This is a genomic window from Bradyrhizobium rifense (assembly GCF_008123425.1).
GTDB classification, from domain to species: domain Bacteria; phylum Pseudomonadota; class Alphaproteobacteria; order Rhizobiales; family Xanthobacteraceae; genus Bradyrhizobium; species Bradyrhizobium rifense.
This window is the reverse complement of sequence record NZ_VSSS01000057.1, coordinates 157642-179567: the sequence shown is the minus strand read 5'-3', so window position 1 is coordinate 179567 and position 21926 is coordinate 157642. Positions and strand designations below refer to the sequence as shown.

Annotated in this window: 16 protein-coding genes and 1 pseudogene; 10 read left to right on the top strand and 7 right to left on the bottom strand. The window is 59.8% G+C overall.

The window, feature by feature from the left end:
- The first annotated feature begins 80 nt into the window (after positions 1-80).
- From FXB40_RS50565 to FXB40_RS34175, 4 genes and pseudogenes are all read left to right on the top strand, one after another.
- The gene (locus FXB40_RS50565) at positions 81-506 is read left to right on the top strand and encodes a CHAT domain-containing protein (RefSeq protein WP_148776677.1); all 426 of its coding nucleotides are present in this window, start codon (positions 81-83) and stop codon (positions 504-506) included.
- Positions 507-597: 91 nt separating this feature from the next.
- A pseudogene (locus tag FXB40_RS34185) lies at positions 598-1793 on the top strand (IS256 family transposase).
- Complete coding sequence (locus FXB40_RS34180) at positions 1790-2437, top strand: CHAT domain-containing protein (protein WP_148776676.1); 648 nt, start codon at positions 1790-1792, stop codon at positions 2435-2437. The pseudogene FXB40_RS34185 and the gene FXB40_RS34180 overlap by 4 nt, the downstream one beginning before the upstream one ends.
- On the top strand, positions 2434-3492 hold the full coding sequence (locus FXB40_RS34175) for a tetratricopeptide repeat protein (protein WP_148776675.1): 1059 nt from the start codon (positions 2434-2436) through the stop codon (positions 3490-3492). Before FXB40_RS34180 ends, FXB40_RS34175 begins: the two co-directional genes overlap by 4 nt.
- Before the next feature lie 33 nt (positions 3493-3525).
- On the opposite strand, the gene FXB40_RS34170 is transcribed toward FXB40_RS34175, so the two are convergent.
- From FXB40_RS34170 to FXB40_RS34145, 6 genes are all read right to left on the bottom strand, one after another.
- A complete protein-coding gene (locus FXB40_RS34170; protein ID WP_187437336.1) occupies positions 3526-5751 on the bottom strand; it encodes a DNA/RNA non-specific endonuclease in 2226 nt (741 codons plus the stop codon).
- A 166-nt stretch (positions 5752-5917) separates the two neighbouring features.
- Entirely contained in the window at positions 5918-6844 is a 927-nt protein-coding gene (locus FXB40_RS34165; protein ID WP_187437335.1) for a DUF3616 domain-containing protein, read from the bottom strand.
- Between the two features lie 112 nt (positions 6845-6956).
- Positions 6957-8063 (bottom strand): hypothetical protein, encoded by a 1107-nt coding sequence (locus tag FXB40_RS34160; protein ID WP_148776672.1) that lies wholly within the window; start codon positions 8061-8063, stop codon positions 6957-6959.
- Between the two features lie 94 nt (positions 8064-8157).
- Positions 8158-9180, bottom strand: coding sequence for a S1/P1 nuclease (locus tag FXB40_RS34155; RefSeq protein WP_187437334.1), 1023 nt, complete (start codon positions 9178-9180; stop codon positions 8158-8160).
- A 63-nt stretch (positions 9181-9243) separates the two neighbouring features.
- Complete coding sequence (locus FXB40_RS48280) at positions 9244-9444, bottom strand: hypothetical protein (RefSeq protein ID WP_187437333.1); 201 nt, start codon at positions 9442-9444, stop codon at positions 9244-9246.
- 500 nt (positions 9445-9944) lie between these two features.
- Entirely contained in the window at positions 9945-10319 is a 375-nt protein-coding gene (locus FXB40_RS34145) for a hypothetical protein (protein WP_148776670.1), read from the bottom strand.
- Positions 10320-10430: 111 nt separating this feature from the next.
- Between FXB40_RS34145 and FXB40_RS34140 the strand changes: the two genes are divergently transcribed.
- The 5 genes from FXB40_RS34140 to FXB40_RS34120 all read left to right on the top strand — a co-directional run bounded on the left by FXB40_RS34140 (position 10431) and on the right by FXB40_RS34120 (position 19979).
- A complete protein-coding gene (locus tag FXB40_RS34140; protein WP_347339793.1) occupies positions 10431-10622 on the top strand; it encodes a DUF3768 domain-containing protein in 192 nt (63 codons plus the stop codon).
- 301 nt (positions 10623-10923) lie between these two features.
- Positions 10924-15825: an AAA family ATPase gene (locus FXB40_RS34135; RefSeq protein WP_148776668.1), complete on the top strand. Its 4902-nt coding sequence runs from the start codon at positions 10924-10926 to the stop codon at positions 15823-15825.
- The gene (locus FXB40_RS34130; RefSeq protein ID WP_148776667.1) at positions 15825-17321 is read left to right on the top strand and encodes a hypothetical protein; all 1497 of its coding nucleotides are present in this window, start codon (positions 15825-15827) and stop codon (positions 17319-17321) included. The genes FXB40_RS34135 and FXB40_RS34130 overlap by 1 nt, the downstream gene beginning before the upstream one ends.
- 16 nt (positions 17322-17337) lie before the next feature.
- Positions 17338-18561, top strand: a complete 1224-nt coding sequence (locus tag FXB40_RS34125) for a hypothetical protein (protein WP_148776666.1) — start codon at positions 17338-17340, stop codon at positions 18559-18561.
- Between the two features lie 449 nt (positions 18562-19010).
- Positions 19011-19979 (top strand): S1 family peptidase, encoded by a 969-nt coding sequence (locus tag FXB40_RS34120; protein WP_187437332.1) that lies wholly within the window; start codon positions 19011-19013, stop codon positions 19977-19979.
- Here FXB40_RS34120 and FXB40_RS34115 read toward each other — a convergent pair whose 3' ends face one another.
- Positions 19980-20159: a hypothetical protein gene (locus FXB40_RS34115; RefSeq protein WP_148776664.1), complete on the bottom strand. Its 180-nt coding sequence runs from the start codon at positions 20157-20159 to the stop codon at positions 19980-19982. It abuts the gene before it with no gap.
- 279 nt (positions 20160-20438) lie between these two features.
- On the opposite strand from FXB40_RS34115, the gene FXB40_RS34110 reads away from it, so the two are divergent.
- The gene (locus FXB40_RS34110; RefSeq protein ID WP_148776663.1) at positions 20439-21872 is read left to right on the top strand and encodes a hypothetical protein; all 1434 of its coding nucleotides are present in this window, start codon (positions 20439-20441) and stop codon (positions 21870-21872) included.
- Positions 21873-21926: the final 54 nt, after the last annotated feature.

The window sequence follows — 21926 nt, the reverse complement described above, 5'->3', positions numbered from 1 at the left end:
TCAGAAATGAGTCAGAGCCCCAGTCCAACGCCGATTGACACCTTTCCTTCTTTGTCACCAAGGAGAAGACGGTCGCGTTCGTGCTTACGTCTGAGCGCTTCAATGCCGTCGTCATTGATGTCGGCCGACAGGAAATTGAAGCGGCTACGACGCGCCTCAGAGACTTCAACACCGCCTCATTTCCTTCTTCCGAGTCGCTCAGCCTCTACAAGACGCTCTTGCGTCCTCTCGAACGCTTTGGCATGAGCGAAGCAAGCCAGATAGGCATCGTCCCGCACGGCCCTCTGCACTACTTGCCATTCGCCGCGCTCTCGGACGGTTCCAAATACCTTGGTGAGCGCACACCGCTATTCTACTTGCCGAGCGCCGATCTTTTCGGGCTATCCGGTTCTGTGGGTAGCCCGAGAATCGTTCCGATTGCCGCTTTCGCCCACAGTCGAGGGTCGTGTCCCCGGCGGTGGTGTAGCTCGGTAGAGCAAAGCCGCCCGGACGCGCGCCTCAACTAGCGCCGTAGCGGGCGGGCGGCTTTGCGGTGGTCACCGGCAGTTCTCCGGTAGGATCGGGTTGCGACACGCCAACGCAACCGAGGAACCACCGATGACCGACGATATGATGAACCTGCGCACGCTCGTGGAGAAGACCCCTGATGCCGATCTGTTGCGCGAGATGATCGGCTTTGCTGCCCAAAGGCTGATGGAGCTCGAGGTCGAAAGCCAGACCGGGGCGGCTTACGGCGAGAAGAGCCCCGAGCGTCTGGCCCAGCGCAACGGTTACCGCGACCGGATATGGGAGACCCGCGCCGGCGCGGTCGAACTGCGCATTCCCAAGCTGCGCAAGGGCTCTTACTTCCCGGGTTTCCTGGAGCCGCGCCGGATGGCCGAGAAAGCACTCACCGCCGTGGTTCAGGAAGCCTATGTGCAGGGCGTCTCTACCCGCTCGGTCGACGATCTCGTCCAGGCGATGGGGATGAGCGGCATCTCCAAGAGCCAGGTGAGCCGGCTCTGCGCGGAGATCGACGACAAGGTGAAGGCGTTCCTCGCCCGGCCGATCGAGGGCGACTGGCCGTATCTGTGGATCGACGCCACCTACGTGAAGGTGCGCCAGAACGGGCGCATTGTGTCGGTCGCGGTGATTGTCGCGGTCGGCGTCAACAACGACGGCCGACGCGAGGTGCTCGGCATGGACATTGGTCCCTCCGAGGCCGAGACGTTCTGGACGGCGTTCCTGCGCAAGCTCGCCCGCCGGGGCTTGCGTGGCGTCAAGTTGGTCGTCTCCGACGCCCATGAGGGCATCAAGGCCACCGTCGCCAAGGTGCTCAACGCCAGTTGGCAGCGTTGCCGCGTGCACTTCATGCGCAATGCATTGGCCCATGCCGGCAAGAGCGGGCGGCGCGTCGTCTCTGCCTTCATCGCCACCGCGTTCGCCCAAGACGATGCCGAGGCCGCAACAGCGCAGTGGCGCAAGGTCGCCGACCAGCTTCGCCCCAAGCTGCCCAAGCTTGCCGGCTTCCTCGACGAGGCCGAGACCGATGTGCTTATATGACGTTCCCCCCGCAACACCGGACCAAGCTGCACTCGACCAATCCGATCGAGCGCCTCAACGGCGAGATCAAGCGCCGCACCGAGGTCGTCGGCATCTTCCCCAATGAAGACGCCATCGTCCGCCTCATCGGCGCGATCCTGCTCGAGCAAAACGATGAATGGGCCGTCCAGCGCGCCCGCTACATGACGCTGGAAACCATCGCGCCGTTGAGCGATGATCCCACCGTCAGCCTTCCGGCGATCGCCAGCTGACCTGCCCGGCTCTTGCCGGTGAACGCGGTGACCCACCGCCAGCTACACCACGCAACGGGACACGATCCAGTCGAGCGGGCCAAGCGCGCCTAGAGTACGCAGCGACGGAGGCGGAGAACATCGCTGCTGATTACGGTGTCGCGGCCCTAACTGGTGCCGCGGCTACCGCGACGGCCTTCAGGGCCGCAGCGGCATCGGCCTCGCGATTGCACATCGCGGCTCACGGTGTGCTCAATCCAATTCAGCCTGCGTTCTCGAGATTACTACTCGGACCTGACGACCGATCGGACGGTATCGTCAATCTCTATGAGATTCCGGGCCTTCCAATCATAGGTGTTGATCTTGTCACTCTCAGCGCATGTGACACCCAACTGGGACGTCGGAGCGTGGGCGACGAGGTAGCTGGAATTAACCGGGCTTTCCTGGCAGCGGGCGCCCGCACGGTCGTGGCCTCGCTGTGGACCGTCGATGACGAGGTGGGCGCAATCCTCATGAGGCGTTTCTATGAAAATCTTCGCGCGGGAATGTCGAAGGCGAAAGCATTGCAAGCCGCGCAAACTGCCATCCGCGCCGACCATCCGTCTCCGTACGATTGGGCGAACTTCGTCCTTAACGGAGATCCCGGCGCGGAAATCCTTCCTTGATCGTTCGGAACCAATTGCAGGCAAATATGATCATGCGCAAAGCCTTCGCGGCGCTCATGCTACTTATCCACCTACCGGGTCTCAGCCATGCAGACGAACTTGCGGCTAACCTCGTCGTGGCGGTGCAGGGCAAGGTGGTAGTCCGTCGACAAGCCTGGACGGGCACCTCGCCGGTGGTAGTGGGAATGGTACTTCGGCTCGGAGATTTCCTTGCCTCCGATGGCGGTGGTAAGGCATCAATCCTATGCGCCGACCTGACGCTCGTCACAACGGGTGACTTGCCGGCGGGCGTCCCCTGCCGCCCAGGTGGCCAACCCGAACTGCGCTGGAACGGCGCACGTGTCGCCCCGGCCCGCGCGGCTTCAACCGATTTTCCGAGACTTCTCTCTCCTAGGGCCACGGACCTCATGGACGGCCGGCCGAAGATGGTGTGGACCGCTGCTGCAGGTGTCAGTTCCTATCAAGTCTCGATCGAGGGTCCTAACTTCACATGGACTTCGCCTGCTTTGAACGGCACTGAATATGTTTATCCGACTTCCGCACCTACCCTCAAAGCAGAAACTGACTACCAAGTCGTGGTCCGCGGTGGCGGACGCAGTTCGAGGGAGGAGGGGGCGCCTGGGTCCGGATTTCGTCTGCTTGGAACAACCCGTCGGACGGCCGTCGGCGACTTCGAGAGGCGCATAGGGAAGATCCCGTTGACCGATCAGGCCCATCGATTTGCCTTGGGTCACCTCTATGCATCGCAGCGGCTCCTTTTGATGGCGATAAGCGCACTCGGCACTCCGAACGACGTAGCAGGGCTCGTATTCCTGGGCGACCTTCAACTCAGACTTCAAAGGCCTGATCTCGCGATTGAGGCATTCAGAGGAGCGGTCTCAATTGTCTCAGCGGACGATCTGGAAAACGGTGCATACGCGCGCAAAACGCTCGCGAGGCTCCTGCTTGGCACTGATGACGCGCAGGCGCGAAAACTCCTCAACGAGGCCTCGCAGCGTTACGAAACTCTAGGCGATCGCGATTCACTCGCCGAGATCACCCGCTTGCTGAAGTGAACGTGCGGCCAACTTAAGTCTACTTTCGACAGGCTACTTTCGACGCTTCTTGGTCTGTGGGGGCCGCAAGATCGCTACGTCCTCAATTCGGCGCACCTCACGGCGACCGGAAGCGCTTCTGCCGCCGGCGCCAAAGGTGTCGGCCTTCATTACGGTGGCGCCGAACGCAAGGCCGGTGATTTTCTGGAGTTCCGCAACACTGAAGTGATATTTCTTGATCTTGTCGTACGGCAACGGCTTCGAAACTGCCTCACCACGAAGCAGAGCCTCGGGAACGTAGTCTATCAGGGGTGACTGGTCCGCAACCAAAGCGGTGGCTTGAAGTTCATTGTTCTCGACCCTCAGCAACAGTTTCCAGAATTGCCGAGGCGCCTTGAAGCCGCGCATCTCCTGCCGGCCGCGGTCCCATGGGATGTCGTTCTCGTCGTCGAACACCGCCCCGGTAAAGACGCTGACCCGTTCGCGCTCGGCGCGGGCATTCGTCAGCACGAATTCTTCGAGTGCTCGCCAATAGAGATTTCCACCCGGATGGACAGCTTGCTTCTCCGAGGCGGCTCGCATTTCCGCATTCGTGCCCTGCTTGAATATTCCCATGTTGAAGAAACCTACTTGCGGAGAGCAGTTCGTCACATGGAAGGTATCGGCGTTGGCAAATTTGATGATACTTTCGTCGTCACCCCACAACGGATCCTGCCTACGCGTCAAATGGCCTTTCTGGAACATCCGGTTGCGATGCCCGCTCGTTCGCTTGTCGAGTATCTGATTTCCCTGAGCATCGAAGGTCGTCTGCCCCTCGTAGAAGTCCCTCGGCGTCTGCTCGTCGTCGCGGATGCGGTGCTCGGGAAACCATAGCTCGGATGCTTCGGACGCGTCGTCTCCGTCGATGCCCATCATTGGGTCGGTGATCTTGCCCGTCGAGCGGTCGTAGTCCTTCGATGTCGCTCCATCGATGTTGACCGCCGAGACGAAGGCAAGCTTTCGGGCTCCGTTCATGATGACGCTGTAGTGATGGTACTTCAGTTCGTAAGGATCCTCGTTGCGGCCGACCCTCAGGTTTTTGGCGGCAAGCTTGGCGAGATCGCGCGATAGCTTGGGAAGTGGAACTTCGGCACCAGGAAGGAATTCGGGATCGTAACCATCCCTGTCGGAATAGTCCGGATCGAGTTCGACGCGCGCCTCCGCCGCGCCGGTCCCCGGCGCGGATGCCGCCGCTGAAACCATTTGCGCTGATGGCGCATCGCCGAGCCTAATCGAGACCGACAGTGGAATGTTCCAGGTCGCCACACCGTCATGGACATGGGCGACCATCGGCGTCGATTGCACCCGCGCCGATGCCTCGCCAGCCGTTTGTGCGCTCGCGGCGGGCGCATCACTGGACAATCCGAGTTGCAATGCCTCGTCGATCAGCGACCTTGGCCCCGACTGAAGCGAAGTCCGCAAAGTGGTAAGGTCGGAGGAGATGGAACTGGCTCGGATTCCTTCATTGACCGTCTTGGGAATCGTCTTGCCGTTCTCGTCTGTCAGTTCGCGGTGTGGCGTACCCCAATGATGCAGGGCTACGAGCGCGAACTGAACGTTGAGTACAGGCGACCCCGAGGACCCGGGCTCGGTGTCAGCAATATAATCCAGCGTCGTACCACTCCTGGCCACCAGTTGGTTCTCGCGAATGACCGCTTCCTTGGGTCGGCCGTCGGGATGTTGGATGATATTGACGAAGTCTCCGAGCTGATGCTTGTTGCGGGCAGCGCTCACGGGAAGATATCCCAGCGCCGCAAGCTCCGTGGCTCCGGAAATTCGCCGGCCGAGCGCAACCACCGTGTAGTCCAGATCGTCTTGACTGTTGGTGACGAAGCAGCTGGTCGGTTCGAACTCGTAGGTCGTTGGGGCGAGCATTCTGCCGCCTACATCGCGCTCGTATTCGAACTCTGCGACTAGGGCTGCGGCCTCGGCTTCCGATCCGATGACATGGTTGTTCGTCATCATAAGGCGGGGCGAAATCAGAAAGCCTGTTCCGAGCGGAGCACCGTCCTTCGTGACGATGCGTGCGACTGCCCGCGCCGCTCGGCGGCCGCGCTCAAAGAAGGCGACGTCGACGAAATCGACCGTCTTTCCCCAGATGCGCTCGGCTCCCTCGTCGGGTCTCGCGACGACGCGGGCAGCCTCGTCCAGGGATACGCCAGTTCGGGCCTGCAGCACCTGCACCTTTCGTGAGTTCTCGTATTCTGCGTCGCCAGGCCTTCCCGATTCGATTGCGCTCACGGAATGGCGTATCTGTGCGATGGCGTCGGTGATCCGCTTCCTCGCAGCGTCTGCTATTCTCGGTGGGGCTTTCATCGTGACCTACCTTCAAAATGTAACGCAATCCTCGAACGTCTAAGACAGAACTTCCGCGCGCCAGGAACGAGGGGCTTGGGGGCGATCCAAATCACTTTGCGACGATCATGCTTCTGAATTTCTTCTCGCTGCATTTTTCGCCATCCGTTTTTCCGTCATCGCTCAATATCTGCAGTTCCGAACGGTTCGGAACGAGAAACAGCGCTTCCGGGTTGAAGCCGGAGAAGTCGGTTCCAGCGACCGGGGTCGGGTCATCGGCCGTTCGACCTGACCATCTATAGAGTTTCGAAACACCACTGCCGTCGATCGGGCCTGCAACGATCAGATAGCCGTCGCCGTCCCTTTCGAGACTCCTTATTCCCTGACCCTTGAGATCGATCTCGATGGGAGCGCCGAGAGATGCACGCGAACCCTGAACCACAGACCCGGGATTTTGGAGCGGTACGATCAACGCCTTTCCGCCCGGCACTGGATTGCGGAATCCGATGAGAAGCCCCCCATCGGCTGTCGAGGCTAGACCTTCGATGCTCAGTCCGCCCGGAGATTTCGGCGGAAGCTTCGCAGCGTCCGCCAGCCTGTATTTCGCAAGGCTGGGGAGTTTCGCGAGATCGTCGACCAACAGACCGTAGGGCTTTCCGACCGGCGTCACCGTCGGAACCCGCCCGCCCACGATTTCCGTGGCGAAGAACCGTCGGCGGCGCTCCTGAACCTTGCCGTTCTTGTTGGTCCCGTGCGACGAAATCCAGTAGATCCGCGATCCGACGACCGCTGATCCCTCCAGATCGGACTCCTTGTCTTCGTCGGTGCCGAGAAACTGCCACACGGGGACCGCCGAGACCGGATCGGGCAGGTCGCGTCGATATATCTGCAGCGTGTTATGCTCGTCGTCCGCGACGATGAAATGATCCTGATCCAGAGGCGCGGCCGCGGACGCATCGCAGATTCCTCGGTAGCTGATTGCGTTCTGCGCATTCGTCGGTGAGGTGAAGAGCAGGAAGGCGAGCGCCGCGAGGATCAAAATTTGCGCGCTATCGGGGACTGAAGTCCGCTTCATCGCAATTCCTCTCCCGGGACGTCGGCCATGAAAGGCAAGCGGCGACGCAGGGCCTCCCGCATTGGCGCACTGCCCGTCATACCCTGTTCATCCGGAAACTGGGGACCTTGCTCGGCTGAGCTTGCAACGCGAAGCCCATATTCTCCTTCGCGGTATCGGCGTTCAAGGCCAGCACTGCCCTGATCTCATTCACATCGTCACTGAACAAGACCTTGTCCGTGAACTGCTTCAGTCCGGCATCGTCCAAGTTCAGGCGCTGACGTATCCCGAATTTCAGGATTGAAGGAATGAGGACGTCCAGTTTGATTCCCGGCGTCTTCAGCGCCGTGCCTTCGTACGCAGCCTCGGTCTTCCAATACCCGCTTTTGTCAAAAAAAATCATCGGCGTAAATTCCTTTGCCGAGCCCGCGTAATAGTTTCTCTCCACATCCTGGAATACCTCTCGCATCGTTCCGCCGCCTCCCTGGCCATAGACGATGCCTGCCCGCGAATTGTTCACCAGCGCCTCTTCCCGAAGGCTATTCTGGAAATATTTGGCGTAGTGGCTCGCAAACGGCATTGTTGGCTCCGCGCCGTAAAGCCATGTCGGGATCGCCACGCTCAACGGCAGGATCGGCGGCGCGTAGGAGCGCACCTCGAGCGCGGATTGCAGCCAGTCCCTCGCCTTCTCGACGTCAGCGATCTTTTCCCTCTTCACGGTCCCGTCGTGATCGAACAGACCGTCGAGATTTCCGTAGCTGGGATATTTTCCGAGTTTCGCGAGCGCCTTTTCGAGATCCGAAGCGTCGTTCTTTGAAAAAGCCACACCCAGGTGAGCCGCTTCCATGATGCCGGGACCTCCCCCCGTCACGATGAGATAGCCCTCCTCGGAAAGAGTTCTCGCCAAGTGCGCGATGTCAGCAAAGGCTTGCCCGCCCCTTTTTGCAGCGTGCCCTCCCATGATGCCCAAGAGCGGCCGCCTGACCTCCCCAAGAAACCGCTTCAGAGCGTCTGCAAGGTCAGTATCATGATCCGCCTGCGCTTTGCGTATCTCGAGCGATGCTGGTACCGGGCCGCCGTCCTTTGAGAATTGGCGAAACACGGCGAAATCGCGGGTCAATGTAAAGCCGAGCCGATCGAATGGATTGAAGCCCTCGAGAAGCTGTGCCGATGTGTAGAGCCCTTCCGCACTCTTGAGCCGCATCGTCGACCTTTCCCTGTCGTGAAATCCAAGAAGCGCAATGAATTAAGTCGACCACCTGTCGTCCTGAATTCCGAGGTGACGCGCGGTTCGAAGATCAGGGCCAGATAGCGTTGAGCAGTTCAGCCAGCCTGGCACCTGCCTTTGCCAGTTGTCGCCGTTTGATAGAGTCTTGGGCTGCCAGATACGCGTTTCGGTCGTCGAACGCGACGGTCCAGTGTTGGGGCGACACGAACTTGAAATTGGCACCCTCGAAAGCGTAGTGAGCCACGGCGACGGTGTCCGAAGCCCATAGAGCCGGCCAATCCTCGACAACTCCTCCGCTTGGCGGGGTCGATCTGGCAGCGGAAAGGAGTGCGGGAGTTGCGGCCTCCCCGAGGTCATCGGGGATAGCGTCCCATTCCGTGTGGAATGGGGTGTGTTGGTCGCGGATATTGTTTCCACCCACGGTGTCGGTCGATGGGTCGATGCGATGGACGGCGTCGGGATCCACCAAATGTCCGTGGGTGTCGAGGTACACGGCGGCAACATGCAAGGGCTGGTGAAGATCTCCCAGAAAATGGGAGAGCATGAAAAGCGCCTCCTTCTTGTCCGCTATCGAAAAAGGGGCCGTCGCCGGCCGGTCTTTCAACACCGATATGGCGGCAGAGACTGCGGCAACGAGGTCGTGCTCGCTGGTGCCGAGAAACCCTCGATCGAACCGGTCGCGCTCGATGGCGATGTCGTCGAAATGATACGTGTTGTGGCACCCCCGTTCCTGGCCCGTCGGCGGATAAACGCATTGAGTCCAGTTCCGCCCGACATAATCCTCCATCCGTTTCTGCTCGCCAGAGGTCCGAAACGAAGTGCATGGGATTTCGTACTCCGGATGATTGGGGTTTTCCTTGTATTCGAAGGTGCCGTCGTCGTTTCGCACGACGCTCTTCACGCAGTCGGCCCATGGGCCGGCGATCCGGAGTTCGAAGCCAAGTATCGTCGCGACCTGTAGCTTCGCGCGTGGGTTCAACAATTGATCCGCAATGGATCCCACGATGCGGTGCCCCTGAAATCCCCAGGCGGAGGAGGCGGTCGGACAGAATACCCAAAGCAAGAAATTGAGCGAGAAAATGATTCTGAGCATATGAGCCTTGCTCGTCATCTAAACAACAAATTGTATCGTGCCCGCCGAGGTTGTCGTTGTCAACTAATTCGCGAAGCCGCTGAACCTATCGAGCCGAAATGCTTCGGGCGCTTTGGCCCTTGGATCCAGCGACATGTCCGCAAGCATGGCGCCGATCGCGCTGGCGAACTTCGCCCCGTGACCGGAGCAAGGCGACGCGACGATGATGCGTGGATCGTCGGGAAGTCGGGCGATGATAAATTCGTTGCCGTCGTCCGGACGCAAGTCCGCCCACAGCGTGTTGGTATATAGGCCTTGCTCTCGAATTGAACCGTCGGTACACGCGGCATGAGCCGTGCGAGGATCCGCGAGTCTCACCCACACTTAGAGGGTCGAACCCGATTACATCGGCCCCACGGCGCGAAAGCGCGTAGAACGCCGAACTTCCCATCAAGCCGAGGCCGACTATGGCGATTTCGCATAGGCGGCCGTGGCGGGATATTCCTTCTCGCCTGTCGCGACGATCGTTAACCCGCCCTGGAGTGACGCGAACGATAGCGGGGTGATGCGCCACACCAAGCGCATTCGCGGTTGGGGTTTTCGCTGTAAGCCATTGATCCGTAATGATCGGATATTGGCCCAGTTGGAAAAATTCGCTTGAGAAATCAATGGCGGTAGCGTGTCTCTTAATCAGCGGGTCCCAGGTTCGAGCCCTGGTGCGCCCACCAAGCTTTTCAATAGCTTAGGTGTTTGTCACGGTCGTCATTCCGACAGACGGGTCGTGTCTATTCCGACAAACCGGCTGCCTTTGTTCTTTCCTCTCGCCGTTTCTTCGTGCCGGAAATTAGCTGTTTCCGTGTGCGCTTCGCATAGGTCGGCAACTGCCGCGACGAGCGATGGCGGCCAGCGGCTCTGAGCTCGGCGTCCGTCAGATCGCTGTCGGCTCCCTCGGTAAAGCCGCCGTGGCGGAATGATGTAAAGGACAGCTCTTCCCGAAGATCCGCTGCACGGACGATCTTCTTCACGACCCCGCGTAGATAGCGAAGATCCTGCTTGGCTGTGATCCAGGGCAGCAGGGTAGATGACCTCCGGTGCGAATGGTCGCGTCGAAAGACCAGGCCGGACACGGTCGTCTGCTTGATCTCGTCGAGCTCAGCCATCAGCTCCGGGAATAAGGTCTCGCCTGTCTCATCGAACAGTGGCCACCAGGCTTCCTCGCCATTCTTTGGATGGACGATGCGAACGCTATTCGGACGTTCTTTCGGTCGGTAGTGACTGATCTCGAGCGCACCGAACACGATCCCTACAGCGAGCACGACTTCGGCTCTGTCTCCGTCGATGGCACCAATCTCTTCTGGAAAATCGACTACTACGACCTTTCGCTTCAGTACGGCTCGAACGATCCGTCCGATCCAGCACAAACCGCGCGCGTGCTGACGATCATGCTGGCCGAGGAGTACTAAAGACAGGAAAAGAGCGGTCGGATCCCGCGACCCGACCGCTCTGGTGTCACAGTCAGAACGCGCGCCGTAAAAAGACGGATACTGCGCGATTTGGAAGGTGAGCAAGCGGACGCGCACCGGTCGCACATCGGGCGTCACATCCCCAGAGAGATTCGGCTAGGTCGCCGTTTCGCCCGTCCTATTGTAAAGACCAAAAAGATGTCTCAATATCTCAAGTTGTGTGGGGCAAACCAAAAATCTCTCAGTTCGAACGAGTTGTACCGGTCATTTCCCGCCGCCGCACCATTAGTTGAATTTTGTTATGTCATCTGACCAGCAATCTCCTACAGGAGACGAACTGCTCGCCACAGGTGGTGGCAACGCGACGGCTGCCGGGGTCAGCTTCCAGGCCGCGGTCGGTGCCGCCTTCGCGTCCCGCCTTCTTGCGGACCGCAACCTCGATGAGAGGCTTCGGCTTGGCAACGCTGCTCTGCGCTCAATTCGCTTCGAGACCGAAGCTCCGCTGGACGACGTTCTCGTCGAGACCAGCGCCGGAGGCTGGGTCTTCATTCAAGCAAAGACAAGCCTCTCGCTTTCCACGAAACTCGACAGCGAACTCGGAAAGACGGCTGAACAAATCGTCCGGCAATTTCAAGCGAGCGCTTCCGGGACCGGCGCGCGTGGCTGGGACCGTCCCTTCGATCCCGAACGGGACCGAATGCTCATCGCCGTTGGGTCTGATGCCCCCGGCACGATTAAGCGTGACTTGGCGGCTGCGCTGACCTCCTCTCAGGCACCCGCCACCGCTCCTCTACCTCAAGCTCAGCAGCAAGCACTCGACAAAATGCGCGCGCTGCTTGCCAGCGCGTGGCAGCAGATCAACGGCGTAGCCCCCGGCAGCGACGATCTTGATTCCATTCTGCGGTTCCTTTCGATCATCGATTTCAATCTGGATGGACCAGACCGCACCGCAGCGGTCGAAACCCTCGCGCACGTCACGGAGAACGCGGCCGACGCATCGGCGGCCTTCTCGACGGTCGAACGCCTATGCGAGCGCCTTATGGCGACCAGACGCGGCACCGACGCTGCCGAACTTCGCCAAGCGTTGGTAGGCCGTGGCGTGCGGCTTCGTGCTGCCCCTACCTATCGGCTCGATGTTGAACGCCTGCGAACCTACAGTGCGCGCGTTCAGGCGCACCTGACCCAATATGAAGAGACCAGAGTTGGCGATGTCGAGATCAAGATCGAGCGCGACTGCACAGCCGCGACCGTCGAAGCGGCCCGCGACGGATCGCTGGTTCTTGTCGGCGAACCCGGCGCAGGCAAAAGCGCCGTCGTCAGCGCAGCCGCCGAACGTCTCCGCGCGGCAGGCAACGAAGTCATAGAGCTGGCGGTCGATCGCCTGCTTGTCGAGTCTCTCGACGGACTTCGGATCGCGCTTGAACTGGATAACGGCGTCCGGCAGGTTCTCGAAAACTGGCCCGGCGCCGGGCCCGCCTTCCTATTCATTGATGCGCTTGACGCCACCCGAGGCGGCAAGAGCGAGGCCGTGTTCCGCTCGCTGATCTCGGAAGTGCTCGAACTGCCGGGCAACCGCTGGCGCGTCATCGCATCAATCCGGACCTTCGATCTCAAACTCGGCGAGCAATTCAAAAACCTGTTCGAAGGCGAGCCGCCATCAGACCGATACGTCGATTCCGCGTTTCGCAATGTACGCCACCTCCACATTCCGCGCTGGTCCGATGACGAGCTCGGCCAGCTCAGGCAAAGGGCCCCCTTGATCGCGGCTGCGCTCGATCGCGCTGGCGATCGTCTCCGCGATCTGGCACGCGTGCCTTTCAATACGCGTTTGCTCGCCGATCTGATCGGCGATGGCGTGTCTCCGGACGTGTTCGGCGGCGTGAGCCTCCAGGTCGAGTTGCTTGCGCTCTACTGGCAACATCGTATCACCCCTCTCGGCAGCGGCGCCGACTTGTGTCTGCGAACTGCCGTCGGGCAGATGATTACCAACCGCGGTCTGCAAGCGAACCGCTTGACGGTCGCGCAGAGCGACACAGCGGCGTTCGATCATCTCTTGCGCAATAGCGTGCTCATCGGTGTATCCGGTAATCGCAACGTCGCGTTTCGCCATCACATCCTGTTCGATTATGCCGCCAGCCGCGTCTTCATCGATCCCGCGGATGTCGAAGGCACAGGCGACCTCTTGCGCCGGGATCGCGGCCTCGGACTAATGCTGGCGCCAGCGCTTTCCTATGCGCTGCAAGATTTGTGGGTTACCGTGTCAACCGGCCATCAGCAATTCTGGCAAGCCGTCGCGCATTTTGCCGGTGACCATACTTCCGATCCCGTTGCGCGCAGCGTCGCCGCACGCGCGGCATGTGAGCTGCCAGCTATCGCCGACGACATGCACGGCTTCACAGCGCTCCTTTCAGGAACTTCGGCCACACAACGCCTGGCGTTTCAAGCTTTCTCCCATATTGTCGGCGCTCTTTCCGTGAGAATCGAAGATGGCCAAGCGCTCCAGCTTGGTCCCTGGTGTTCTCTCGCATCTGCGGCCAGCAACCACATTGCCGATATCGCGTGGCCGTTGCGCACGTTGCTCTTTCTGCTCTCCGAGCGGACCTTAACGCCGCAGCAACGGGCTGAGCTCGGACTGGCCTCGCGTCGGCTCCTCGACTACGCCATTCGCCAGACCGGCCAATGGTCCCAGATTGCGTCGGCCGCCGTCGGTTTCGTCGCAGACACCTTCGAAAGCGACATCGTCGCATCGCGTCGCTGTCTGGAACAGCTCCTAGCGCCCGACCGCCTCCGCGAGCACGCCCATGAAGAAATGCCGTGGCTGGCGCGGAAGGTGCTCAAGATCGGGGACGGAGACCCTTCGTTTGTACCCGATATCTACCGGGGTGTTTTTAGTCACGCCGTCACGGAAGACGAGACGACCTATATAGGGGACAGCCAAATTCTGCCGCTGAGCAGTAACCGGCGGCAGGACTACGAGATGGCGCGATGGACATTGAAGGAAGCCTTTCCGAGGTTCCTTCAAGCGCACGCCATCGAGGGCGTCCACGCTCTCGTGGCCGCTCTCGACGCATATGTCGAAAACACACATCCGCTGGACGAGTCCGCCGAAGAGATTGCCGTTCGCGCGGGCGCTTCGACCGGCAGGCTCATCGACGACCGCAGCCACATCTGGGCCTGGAACCCGAACGACAGGCACAGCGATAACGCCGTTAGTCTTGTCCAGACATTTTCAGCACGCTTGAGAGAGGCAACCGAAGACGAAGCGCTCCAATTGGCCCGCGAAGTGATCGCCCACAACCGGCTGGCGGTCCTCTGGTCGCGATTGTTCCAGGCGGCCTCCACGCGCGGCGGATTGCTCGCCAATCTGCTTTGGCCGTTCGCTGCACAGCGCCCTTTCCTTGTGTCGCAGGACACCACGAAGGACGCGATCGATCTAATCGCATCGGGTTACGCTAGGCAAACGGTCGGCGTCCGTGAAAGTTTTGAACGCGACGTGCTCGCCATCGATTTTCCGCTCTCGCGCGCCCCGGAAAGAGCCAGACAGCATTTCCAGCAACGGGTTTTTAGGACGATTGGCATCGATCATCTGGTTACCGCGGAAGCTCAGCAGATTGTCCGGGACGCCCCCGCAAATGCCGACCAGCCGAACCGCCGTCCATTCGAGATCTCGTCGTGGTCGGGCAACGGCGGAGACCGTTATTGGTGGCTGCGCGAAGACAACGTTGACGTCACCGCCTCGCCGAATGCCGAACTCCTCGCTCAACTCGAAGACGTCAACAGCCAGTTCGGCCTCGATCCGCAAGGCCCGCTTACAGCCGACCCGCTTGAGGGTGTAGCACTGTTGAGCGCCCTGTGGCGCTCAGCCGAGGAAGCGACCGGCGCAGAGGGAGCCAAGGTCGTTTCCTACGCCAAGGATATCGTCGGCCGCGGCTGCACAAAGCTGTCCGAAAACACCGATACGCTGCGGGCGCGGCCCGACGCGATCGCCGCGCTCTGCGATCTGCTCAACACGCTGCTCGCCGATACGACACCAAATATCACCGAAGAAGACGAATCCAAGGACGAAACCGCGCTTGCCTCTGTTCGAGGCGGCCGGGTCGATGGCGCTGAATCCGTCATGAATCTCTGCCGCGTCGATGCCGAGACAGCGGCACGTTTCCCCGACGACTTGCGCCGTCTGGTGCGCGATGCCCATCCAGCCGTCCGGTTCGCCGTCGCATGGCGGCTTGTCATGCTTTGGGATACTGCCCGCGACCTCATGTGGGAACTTGCCGACATCTTTGCCGAGCATGAGACCAACCCGCGCGTCCTGCGCTTCTTTGCAGATTTTTTGACGCGTGTTCTTCACGCCGATCCCGCGCGCGTCGAGCAGTTCGTGTTCACCGTCCTGCCGAAGGCCGAGCAATTCCAGGCCGAGGACAAGAATGATGTGATGGAAGCGCTCGGCAGCATTACCGCCATTCTATGGGTAACGCATACTCGTAGCGCGGCACGAGCGCGCCTCGATCTATGCCTGTCGGATTTGCCAGCCCATGAGCCCGAAATCAGCCACGCCATTCATTCGATCCGTGGTGGTCTTGTTGTCGGTTACGGTACAAACGACGCGAACGATGCCGCGATACGGGCGCGGTGCCAGCAATTCGCAGCCGAACTTGTTGGGGCGTGCGCAACCGGTCTGCAACGGTACTTCGACCTCCCGCGCGAGGATCAAACTCCGGCCGCGAACGCAACCGCAACCAAGTTCGCGAAGCTGCTGGACAACATGTGCGATCAATTCTACTTCGCGTCCGGAGCATTCCGTGACAACGCGAATGAGGAGGAGCCGCTCGCCGACGACGCGGCGAAAACAACGTTCCTTAATGACAATTACGCGACCTTCCACCGGATCGGTGATGTTGGCACGCCGCACACGATCTTTCATTTGATCGAGATGCTCGGCTACTTGATCCCCGCCGATGCCCCGCGCGTATTCGACCTCGCCGCTCATGCGCTGCTCACAGCCGGACGCCAACAACGGTTCCAGTTCGAGTCGCTTGGCGCCGACCGCTTTGTCCAAGTGATAGGTGTCTTTCTTGCCGATCACCGCGAAGTCTTCGACGATCTTGAGCGCCGGGATCAACTGGTTGCCTGCCTCGAAGCGTTCGTCGACGCCGGATGGCCTTCCGCCCGGCGTCTCCTCTATCGCCTGCCGGAATTGCTCTAGTGAACGGGCCCCGCGACAAGGCACGCTTCAAGACCACGCTCCACGACGTCTTCGAGGCGTTCAAGTCGCGGTCGGGCGGATCGGGGCCGCCTGCTTTTATCGGCGCGGCCTATCGCGACCCGCTGGAGCATACAACCCGGCGATATGTCATCGACGACATCCTGGCCGCGCTGGGCTGGGATCTCGGACGGTTGACACGAGAGATCGTCGAAGAGGCCCGCGCTCAAGGCGACACCACGCTCTTCCTTGACTATCTGGGCGTCAATCCCACGACACGAGCTCCTTTGATCATTGTGGAGGCCAAAGCGTGGGCAAAACCACTGGTGTCGCCGTCATTCGGCGGCGCCGCTCAACAAGTTCTCACAAGCCCCTCAAGCCATGAGGCTTTGATCGCCAAGGCTATCGAGCACTGCAAAGCCGGCGGCCAGCCCAACCAATCACCGGTCATCCTCGAATGGGCGCAATGGTTACATAAACTCCACCAATACGTAACGACGCTCCACAGGGAGAGCGGCCACGTTGTGCAGTGCCTCGCCATTACGGCAGGCCGGTGGTGGGTCATCTTTACAGACCCCTATGAAACTTTCGTTGCCCGAGGCAACGTCACCCCGGCCAATATCCGCGTCATCGACGAACGAGATGCCGTCGCCCGCTCCGACGAGATTTTCGATCATCTCGCGCGTCAGGCCCTTATCAACGATCCACCAGACTATATCCAGCCGAGCCAACTGTCGACCTACGCTTCTCCTGCGGATATCGCCCGGCTCTTTCATGCGCTTTGGATCGCGCGCAAACGAGACGGCGCGCACTTTGATGCGTTCCCACAAATCAACCTCTATCCGGCAGTCGTTCTCGAACGCCGGGATGGCCAACTGATCTCCATCATCGATAACCGCCGCCCCCGCATCGCGGTGCCTCACGACTACAACGACCTGACGCGACATTTTCAGGAAGTCGAGGCCAGTTCGGTTGCGCTCCTGCAAACCGTGAATGGCGAATTGAACACGGCGCTTTCGGCCTCATCCCTTTCTGCCTTTCCGGGATTTTCCACATTGGCGAACAGTCGAGTCCCGGCCGTCGCCTCGCAGACCGCGACGTTCTTGAAGGCATCGCCTAAGCCAGACGAGTTCTTGCTCGTTACGGGCACCAATACCCACTATTGTCTGCCGCGTCCTACCGTCGATCCATGCGCCGGGCACAATTGGAGTGACTGCCTTACCCTTCGAGAGAACAAACTAAGCGCGCCGGTGGTAAGCCGTAGTTTTGAGCCGGCATCGTTTTTTACGACGCTTGAGCTTCACCATTGCGCACACCTTGGTATGCACGATCGACGCGAGCGCCAATGCCAGATCGCGCCATTTGAGGAGTTTCTGTGTTGTCGAGCCTGCGTCTTCCAACGCACCTGTTGGCAAGCCGCGGAGCAGGCTCGCCTACCCTGTGGCGTTGCCGCACCTGCTGCTGCGCAGACTGTGCCGCACGCTACAACGGCAAACTAGGACTTTAATCACCAGCATGCTCATCAATACGGAAGCTTTTCCAAACGATATTGAAACCGCAGTCGACTGGGTCAGCGGCTTAATTGGCGCTGCCGTCGATAAACGCGTGGCCGGTTTCGAGCAGCAGGAACGAACTAATCCGCTTTTGGCGTCCCACTTTCGTAATAACTTCCCATTAGAATTTGCCCTTGCCAAGGCGAGGAGATACCGCAAGAGCACCGGGCGACTCCCGCGCGACGCTGAATATGACGCACTCTACAGCTTTCTTATTCCGGCCCATCGAATTCACAGCGCGCTTCCACGGGAGGTGAAGGGGCCGTTCGAAGGGCGCCTGCGAGAAGCCGTGAACGGCCTCAATGGAGCGCGGCCATTTTCGTATGAAATCAGCATCGCAACCCATCTCATGCAAAAGGGATGGGACGTCGAATTCATCGACTATTCGGGAGCTGCGCGCTTCGACCTTCTGGCGCGTCAGGAGGCTGTCGAGATTGAGGTCGAGTGCAAGACCACCTCCGGCGACACCGGCCGAAAGATCCACCGGCAGGAGGTGAACCGCTTGGCCGACTTGCTGCTGCCAATTACGCAGCAAGTCGCGACCGAGCCAGGTTGCCACCGTATCCTGATCACAGTCCCCGACCGGCTTGGCAAATCGATACAGGAACTATCGGCCATCGCTTCGGTGGTCGCCACAGCCGTGCAAGATAAGGGCTCGGCGTCAAGTGAACTCGCCCGCGCGGACTATTCGTTCGATGGAATCGATCGGTGGCCCGAGCCGGGCGATCCCGATTTTCTGCCTTTCTTTGAGCAGCGCTTCGGCTTTCGTAACGCCAATCTTCTTTTTCAAGGCAAACACGGCGTTTCCGTTGCGGCCGTCATGATACGAAGCGCGAAGGCGGACTCGGTGGTCGATACGATCTCCAGCCAGGCTAAAGAAGCCGCCGATCAGTGCAGTGGAACGCGGCCCGCTTTAATTGCCCTGCACTTAATCGATGAGCTCGACAACTCCGACCTTCGAACCATGCTGAAAACGCCGAACGGGCTGCACGCGATAATGCATGCCCTCCTGAAAGGAGGGACACGTCGGCATGTCGATTCCGTCGCCTTCACCGTACCTCAAGTAACACAGACCGATGGTTCGGGGGCAAGATGGCGCTCCGGCAATCTTGTGATGCTGAATAATCCGGCGCCTCTTTTCCCTTGCGAAGAAGTAAGATCAATCTTCCGTCCTGGACAAAATTAGCTTCGCCTCACGCGCGGCGTCACATTTATAGATCTTTCAATCACCGCATGCTGGCTTGGCGCTCCAGATACCTGTCAGCAAGACCGGTCACTTCTCTCACTTCGCGCCCATGAGCGATGTGAAAGCCTGCGCAAGTCCGAAGGACTATGCGCGGGAGGTCGCTCTGGCAGCCATCCGGTCTGGACGGAAATCGGCGACCGACCTTCCGGGGCAGCTCGCGCTCTTCTGACGCGGATCAGACGGGAAGCCGCGCATGCCGAGGCATGCGCGGCTTTTCGCGTCCAGGCAGATAGTTCGCCGAGCGTCTCCTTTGGCGCTATTCTCATGGAATCGATTCATCCAAAGGACATGCGGTCAGACCTATGGCTTTTCCGATCGGGCCAGACCCTCGCTCTGACCAGTCAGAGACCGACTTTCTTATTCAGGACCCATTTGGGTTGCGACGAGCCGTGACGCCGGTCTTTGCCTTTGACCTGCGCGATGGAATGCTCGTCGACCCAGTCAATGGGCAGTCGATCGGCCTTGGAACATCCTTCTACGTCACGCCCTTCGGCCATCAGCTTTCGGCGATGCATGTCATCACCGACTTCCTGAATGGGCTGGGCGTTCCGATCCGGCCAGGGCCTGATAAGAAGCTGGTCCAGCCTGATCGTACATGGATCGGAATCTATCAAGATCCCGGCCTGGTCTATGGCGCGACACTGGCGGGCAGCGTGTTGCTGGCGACGGATTTCGTCATGTTCCCGTTCGATCAGTCCCAGCATCCGTTGGCCGTGACGTTTACGTCGGAGCAACTCAATCACGTCGAGCCCTCGCTCGATCTTGCGAGCTGGAACGTCTCCGGCCTCAACGAAAAGAGGACGACATTTCTTCCGATGCGGATCGGTCGCGCCCGCCTCGCCGAAGGTGATCGCGTGATGGCCCTGGGCTATCCGGGAATAAAGAGCTGGCGGCGTCCGGGCGCGCGAATTGTCTCGTTCGAAGAAGAGATGCGGGGATCGATTGGCCGGGTTACGAAGATCGATCGTACGTGGGATCAAGCCCGCAAGGTCTGGCCGACTTTTACGGTCGATGTGCACTGGAAGCCGGGAATGAGCGGCGGTCCGGTCTTTAACGAGAGCGGCGACGTGGTCGGGATCGTTAGCCGTGGCGGCGCTGTAGCTGGCGAAACAGCCGGATGGGGACATGCCTTGTGGCTCGAAGCCTTGCCTTACAAGCAAGACATCTATGGCTGCATTGACCCGCTGAATCCGGGGTGGATATGCGGCTGGGGCGTCTGCAACAATTCGCAGTCGCTCGTCGAGCTTTTCCCGACACAGGAAGCCGCCAACGCCTTCGCCCAAACTCATGGGCCGGGCTTGAGCGTGCGGTATGTTTCGACACAACATCCCGCACGGCTCGTGCGACCGGCGCGCTGATCATGGCGACCAGTCGCGCCGCGCCAGGACGACGCGAATATTGCGCAGGTTGATCAGCGCGGTTTCCCGTTCGGGCGAGCCTTCCGGCAGATTCGCCAAGGCGTTCGTGATCCGTGCCGCGAGAGTGCAAAGTTCGATCCGCGTCAGGCGCATCAGTTCGTTGATTGTCTGCGTCTGCATCATATCCTCCGTCGTTTCTCGACCGCGCTAATCGCGGCCTTCTGACGGAGGCCGTTGCGACGAAGGGGGCGGCTGAATCGCTTGCGACGGGAACGAAGAGGACGAGCGCTTTAGCGCTTGCAGCCGTTAGCCGACTAACGGTGCGAAAAGGCCAAAAGAAGGACGGGGTTGGTGTGGTGGGACGGGGTGATGATGTGTGCTACGCTGGCAATCCAAATGCGAAAAGCCTAAGCAGCGCTCGAACCATCTGGCGGTGCCACGCGCAGGGAGAATTGTGATTTGATCGGTTGGGAGCGAGAACCCTTCGAGCTGATTAACGAAGGTCTGTTTCGGGTTACGAGTCCTGGGCCTTTGCACGCGCCAATCGACAGCTTTTCCATTCGTCGAAATGAAAAGCTCGACCTCATTCTGGAGACGCGCGCGCCGGCCGACGCCCAATCATCGGCACCGGAAATCCCTTCAGGCACGGTCCGCTTGAATACCGATGCCGTAGAGCTAACGAATATTGCGGGCATCAGAGCGGTGCTGAGCGGTATTCAGCCATATTCCGTCAATAAGTCGCATCACTACGAGAAGAACCAGCATGTCTTGACGGAAGAGTCGCGCGTGCATCGAATAGATGCCGTTATCGATGGCGGCAAGACGCCTGCCTACACCATTGATTGGCTGGACAACGTTCCGCATTTTCACTGGCCGGACACCATCCGGACGGACGTATCAACCATCACGACCCGGCGTATCGCCGAAAATAATGACGGCATAACTCTGACCAGTTCTGAAGGCAGAGAAGGCTTCGGTCGACACGCTGCGAAACTAGCCGTCGCGGGCACGAATGCGTTTCTTTGCGCGCTCGACCGCGAAGAAGCCGCGGGCCGTTTGAGGCCGGGATGCATCATCTATCTCGGATCGCCGGACGATGAGTTTCGCAAGCGCGTAAGGAATGCCCTTTCATTCGCGCTCGGCGCATTTCTCGTTGACCTCGGCAGCGTGGCTTACACAGACGAGTGGGAGGTGCAGTCCTTCCGATTGAACAGCGCGTACAGCATCGGAAGGAGAGTCTTCGATTTACCGGTCCTGCATCCTGCGCCACTGCATATGAACTGGCAGCACGGCATCGATCGTTTGTTTCTCAACCGCATCGTGAATTCCATCATCGGGAAGTATGACGAACTCGATTTTGGCAATCTAGCGTGGGCCTACTGGCATGCGCTATGCGCAACACCGCACATTGCGGGTGTCCATTTCGGCGCGGCCATCGAAGCGTTGCAGCGACGGTATATCACGGCCAATCCTACGAAAGTTCAGACGAAGATCATTGCCGATCGGGCTATCTGGACCAAGTTCAACGATGAGATTGACGGCGTGATAGCTCAATCGAAACTGCCGGAAGAGAGTAAGTCCGCGCTACGTCAAAATGTCGGCTCCCTAAACAAGGTTCATCAGAAGGCCAAAATGGACGCTCTTCTGCGAGACATTGGCATCGTTCTCGGACCAGAGGAGGCGCTGGCCTGGAAGCGCCGGAACGATGCAGCTCACGGCAATGAGATGGAAGCCGGAGGAGAGCTGTCCCTTATTCAGGATAACAGGCTGCTGAAGGTCGTCTTTCATCGCATGTTGTTGCGGATCACGAACGCCAGCGACCTATATTTCGACTACGCGACGCCCGGCTTTCCCATGAGACGCCTCGCTGATCCGGCGTCGTCGGGCATCTAATTTGGACCAAAGCCCGAAGGCATGTCGTCCGCACGTTCGGCCCCGCCAGTCGAC